Source organism: Streptomyces sp. PA03-6a (genome assembly GCF_033792765.1).
Lineage (GTDB): Bacteria > Actinomycetota > Actinomycetes > Streptomycetales > Streptomycetaceae > Actinacidiphila.
Window position 1 is genome coordinate 1 of the sequence record NZ_JARAVK010000407.1, and the last position, 5,316, is coordinate 5,316.

General features: G+C 72.1%; 2 protein-coding genes and 1 pseudogene. 2 read left to right on the forward strand and 1 reads right to left on the reverse strand.

Features of this window, described 5'->3' with window-relative positions; all coding sequences use genetic code 11:
• Both PV350_RS44250 and PV350_RS44255 read left to right on the forward strand, forming a co-directional pair.
• The coding region (locus tag PV350_RS44250) for an ABC transporter ATP-binding protein (RefSeq protein WP_500339024.1) at positions 1-2,106 on the forward strand (2,106 nt) is incomplete at its 5' end.
• An 80-nt stretch (positions 2,107-2,186) separates the two neighbouring features.
• Positions 2,187-3,890: an ABC transporter family substrate-binding protein gene (locus PV350_RS44255; protein ID WP_500339025.1), complete on the forward strand. Its 1,704-nt coding sequence runs from the start codon at positions 2,187-2,189 to the stop codon at positions 3,888-3,890.
• A gap of 144 nt (positions 3,891-4,034) precedes the next feature.
• On the opposite strand, the pseudogene PV350_RS44260 reads toward PV350_RS44255, so the two are convergent.
• Positions 4,035-5,316, reverse strand: a pseudogene (locus tag PV350_RS44260) (S8 family serine peptidase); the annotation flags it as partial.

Here is a 5,316-nt window from a genome sequence, read left to right on the forward strand (position 1 = left end):
CCGGAGGCCGCCCCCGGCGTCCCCACCCCGCGGCCGGCCTCCGGCGACCCGGTCCTGACCGTGCGCGACCTGCGGGTGTCCTTCCCCGGCGAGGCCGGACGGGTGCAGGCGGTCCGCGGAGTGGACTTCACGCTCCGCGCCGGCGAGACCCTCGCCGTCGTCGGAGAGTCCGGCTCCGGCAAGTCCGTCACGGCCACCGCCGTGCTCGGCCTGCTCCCGGACGACGCGGAGGTCACCGGCTCCGTACGGCTGAAGGACCGGGAGCTGCTCGGACTGCCGGACCGCCGGATGTCCGCCATCCGCGGCCGTGACATCGGCATGGTCTTCCAGGACCCGCTCTCGGCGCTCACCCCCGTCTTCTCCATCGGCACCCAGCTGGTGGAAGCCCTGCGGATCCACCAGGACCTCACCGCCGCCCAGGCCCGCGAACGGGCCCTGGAACTGCTGGACCTGGTGGGCATCCCCGACCCGAGGCGGCGCGTCGACGCGTTCCCGCACGAGTTCTCCGGCGGCATGCGCCAGCGGGCGATGATCGCCATGGCCATCGCCAACGACCCCGAGGTGATCATCGCCGACGAGCCCACCACGGCGCTCGACGTCACCATCCAGGCGCAGGTGCTGGAGGTCCTGGGCAAGGCCCAGGAGGTCACCGGAGCCGCGATCCTCCTGATCACCCACGACCTCGGCGTGGTGGCCGGCATGGCCGACCGGGTGGTCGTCATGTACGCCGGCAAGCCGGTGGAGACCGGGACCGCCGACGAGCTGTTCGCCACCCCCCGCATGCCCTACACCATCGGCCTGCTCGGCTCGGTGCCGCGCCTCGACACCGGGGACCGGACGGCCCTCACCCCCATCGAGGGCACGCCGCCGTCGATGGTGGACCTGCCGGCCGGCTGTCCCTTCGCGGCGCGCTGCCCGGTGGCCGTGGACCGCTGCCGTACCGAGGAGCCCGGTCTGCGGGCCGTCGCGACCGGAGCCGGTCACGCCACGGCGTGCCACCGCGGGCACGAGATCGACACGTCCGGCGGGATCCCGTCCGCGGGCATGTTCCGCACCCCCGCCTCACCGCGGCGGTCCGGGGCGCTTCCGCGCGCCGAGCGGCCGGAGGTGCTGCGGGTCACCCACCTCACCAAGCACTTCCCGCTCCTCAAGGGCGCGGTGTTCAAGCACCGGGTGGGCACGGTGCGCGCCGTCGACGGCGTGGACTTCGACATCCGCCAGGGCGAGACCCTCGCGCTGGTCGGCGAGTCGGGCTGCGGCAAGACCACCACCATGCTGCAGATCCTCGACCTCGCCGGGCAGCGCGGCGGCACCGTGGCCGTCCTCGGCAGGGACGTCGGGCAACTGGACGGGAAGGCGCGGCGGGAGCTGCGCCGGGACCTCCAAGTGGTGTTCCAGGACCCGATGGCGTCACTGGACTCCCGCATGCCGATCGGCGACATCCTGGCCGAGCCGCTGCGCACCCACGGCTGGGACCGGGAACGCATCGCCGCGCGCGTCCCCGAACTGCTCCGCCTCGTCGGGCTGCTGCCCGAGCACGCCGAGCGCTACCCCGCCGAGTTCTCCGGCGGACAGCGGCAGCGGATCGGCATCGCCCGGGCGCTGGCCCTGGACCCCAAGCTGGTCGTGCTGGACGAGCCGGTCTCCGCGCTGGACGTCTCGGTCCAGGCCGGGGTGATCAACCTCCTCGACGAGCTGCAGGCCGAACTCGGCCTGAGCTACCTGTTCATCGCGCACGACCTGTCGGTCGTCCGGCACATCGCCGACCGCGTCGCCGTCATGTACCTCGGCCGCATCGTCGAGGCCGGCGACGTCGAGGACGTCTTCGCCCGACCGGCCCACCCCTACACCCAGGCACTGCTGTCGGCCGTGCCGCTGCCCGACCCCCGCAAGGAGCGGCAGCGCCGGCGGATCATCCTCCAGGGCGACCTGCCCAGCCCCGCGGACACCCCCTCGGGATGCCGGTTCCGCACCCGCTGCCCCAAGTACCTGCAGCTCGCGCCGGCCGAGGCCAGGCGCTGCGACACCGAGGACCCCGCCGCCGGGGCGCTGGGCGAGGACCACACCGCCGCCTGCCACCACGCGGCCGCCCTGGAGGTCCTGTGACGCGCCCCCGGCCCGTGACGCACCCCCGGCCGTCCCGCCCGGCGGACACCCGACCCACGGAACCCACAAGGAGAGCCCAGTTGAACCGAAAGTCCGTAAAGCTGGCCACGGCAGTCGTGGTGTCCGCGGGTCTCCTCGCCGGCGCCACCGCGTGCGGAAGCGGCAACGGCGGCGCGAGCTCGTCGGCGCCCAAGGCCCCGCCCAAGGCGACCCTCAACCAGATCAACCCCGTCGACCCCGCGGGACTCCGGCAGGGAGGCACCCTCAACTTCCCCGTCGACGAGTACCCCACCCAGTGGAACAGCCTCAACGCGGCCTCGCAGAACACCGTCGCCGTGACCACGACGATGGCCCCCCTGCTGCCGTCGCTCTTCCACAGCACCCCCGACAACAAGCGGACCCCCAACCCGAACTACCTCAGCAAGGTGAGCACCGCCGTCAAGCACGGCAGGCAGGTCACCACCTACGCGGTCAACCCCAGGGCCCGGTGGTCCGACGGCACACCCATCACCTGGAAGGACTTCCGCGCGGACTGGCAGGCGCAGAACGGGAAGAACCCCAAGTACACCCCCGTCGGCACCTCCGGCTACGAGCAGATCTCCTCGGTCGCCGAGGGAAGCGACGCGCGGCACGTCGTCGTCACCTACGCCACGCCGTTCTCCGAATGGCAGACGCTGTTCTCGCCGCTGTACCCGGCATCGCAGATCGACACCCCGCAGAAGTTCGACGCCGGCTACAAGAACCGGATCCCGGTCACCGCGGGCCCATTCAAGGTCAGCAGGATGGACCCGACGACCAAGGTCGTCTCCGAGGTCCGCGACCCCCACTGGTGGGGCCCGAAGCCGGTGCTCGACGGCATCAACTTCCGTACCCTGGACGCCGCGTCGACACCCGGGGCCTTCGCCTCCGGCGAGATCGACGTGGAGGACATCGGGCCCGACGTGGCCGCCTACAAGCAGGCGCAGAAGGTGCCGCACACCTCCATCCGCGTGGCGGGCGCCCCGAACCTGCGGCAGATGGTGGTCAACGGCGCGAGCCCGCTGCTGAAGGACGTCCGTGTCCGCCGGGCCCTGTTCATGGCACTGGACCGCCGGGCCATCGGCAAGGCCGACCTCAACGGCCTGCCCTTCCCTGCCCAGCCCCTCGACAACCACTTCCTCGTCAACAACGACGTCGCCTACAAGGACAACGCCGGCTCCCTCGGCCGCTTCGACCCCACCGCGGCGGGGCGGCAACTGGACGCGGCGGGCTGGAAACCGCACGGCGACGTCCGTGAGAAGGACGGCAAGCCGCTGGAGCTGACGCTGACCATCCCGTCGGGCACGCCCATCGCCGCCAACGAGGCACAGTTGTTCACGGCGATGCTCAAGAACGTGGGCATCAAGCTCGACACCAAGGTCAAGCCGAGCGACGACTTCTTCAACGACGTCAGCGCCGGGAAGTTCGACCTCACCCTGTTCAGCGGCATCGGCTCCGTGCCGTTCTTCCCGCTGACCAACGGCGCGGCGTCCTTCGTCTCCCCCCAGCACGGCAACGTCGGCCAGAACTACTCGCGCATCGGCACCGCCGCGATCGACGCCGACATGCACAAGGCGGGCACCGAGGTCGGCCACTCCGCCTACCTCGCCGACCTCAACGCCGCCGACGCCGCGCTGTGGAAGCTGGCCGCGAACCTGCCGCTCTACCAGCGCCCGCAGATCGTCGCGGCCAAGTCCGACGTGGCCAACTACGGCGCCTTCGGATTCCAGGACACCGACTGGACCCGGATCGGCTTCACCGAGTAATCCCACTGGACCGCGGCGCGGGAGGACGACCCCCTCCTCAACGCCTCCCGCGTCGCGTCGGCCCCGACCCGAGCCGACACCCGACGAAGGGCCCTTGCCCCCGGTGCACCGGGGACAAGGGCCCTTCGTCCGAACCGCCGTCGGCTACTTGACGCCGAAGGCGCGGATCAGGGTCTGGTTGACGCTGTTCCCCTTCGCGTCCCGCGCCGTCGTGCGCAGGCTCGCGAAGCGGGCCCGGGACGGCGCGTCGAGCTGCGCCTTCCAGCCGCCGCCCGACTGCCGCAGCGTCGTCTTGCGCCAGGTGGCGCCGTCGTCGTACGACACCTCGAGGGTCACCGTGCGGATCGCCCCCGCGCCCGCCGCACCCTTCAGGTGCGAGGCGGTGACGGTCAGCCCGGTCCGGCGCTTGGCCTTGCCGGACAGGTCGGTGGCCACCGCGTAGTCGAGCTGGACCAGCGGCAGCGGGGTGATGGCCGAGTAGTCCGTCGTGCTCGAGGTGAAGCCCCACTCGGTGCGGGTGCGGGTCGAGTACGGGCGGTCGGCCACGTTCCGCTGACCCTCCACCACGATCCGGTAGGGCTGCGGCTCCGGTGACAGCCCCTCGGCGGTGACGATCCGCTCGTTGTAGTCCTCACCGAGCAACTGGTCGCCCTGGTACAGCGAGACCTTCGAGGTGTTGCCGTCCACCCAGGCGACGCCCGAGTGACCGCCCGAGTCGCCCCAGGCCGGCAGCACGGACGTGCTGATGATGTCGCCCACCCGGTAGGGGGCCGTCCAGCTGATGCCGTCGTTGAGCACCCGCGGGTGCTGGATCGCCGAGAACCAGGTCTCGGTGCTCGTGCTGCGCGCCTTGTAGGTGCGCGTCACGCCCCGCTGGCCGAGGTCGCGCATCGCGGCGGAGGAGATCCAGCGGGCGTCCGCGCCCGCCGAGACCCACGAGGTGAGGGTGCCCTGGGCCGCGACCCGCGTGGCCTGGATGAGCGTGGGCCGGTTGAAGACGAGCGACACGTCCTCGCGGTACGCCACGGCCTCGGCCTGCGTGCTGTTGCGGAACGACTCGTCGATGCGGGCCAGGTCCCCGGGACGCGGACGGTAGGACGGGTCCTTCGGGACCGCTCCGTCGTGGTGGCGGATCAGGTCGTACGCGTAGCGCGGGTACGGGTGCGAGACCACCTTCAGCGTCGCCGTGCCGGTCTTGCGGAGCCGGCTCAGCAGCCGTGCGCTGTCGTCGGTGCCGAGCGAGGCCACCGGCAGGGGGGCGGCGTCGGGCAGGTCGGCCCAGGGGTCGAACTTGCCGTAGCCGTCGTTCAGGATCAGCAGCTGCCGGGCGCCGGCCTTCGCCGCCGCGGCGGCCTGGTCCGGGGCGGACACCGTGTCGCTGCGGCGGACGACCGCCACCTGGCCGCGCACCTTGAGCCTGCGGAAC